1 rRNA gene is annotated in these 210 nt (G+C 58.6%); it reads right to left on the minus strand.

The window, feature by feature from the left end:
* Positions 1-210: ribosomal RNA gene (locus tag RUR_RS26650) — 23S ribosomal RNA — on the minus strand; the annotation flags it as partial.

Genomic DNA, 210 nt, shown 5'->3' on the forward strand with positions numbered 1-210 from the left:
AGACTCGGTTTCCCTACGGCTCCCCCACACGGGTTAACCTCGCCACACACCATGACTCGCAGGCTCATTCTTCAAAAGGCACGCCATCACCACCACCACAACATGAATGCTGCGGCGGCGCGGCTCTGACGGCTTGTAGGCACACGGTTTCAGGTACTGTTTCACGACCCCTCACCGGGGCACTTTTCACCTTTCCCTCACGGTACTCGT

Source organism: Rhizohabitans arisaemae, from assembly GCF_025996515.1.
In the GTDB taxonomy this organism is placed as follows: Bacteria; Actinomycetota; Actinomycetes; order Streptosporangiales; family Streptosporangiaceae; genus Rhizohabitans; species Rhizohabitans arisaemae.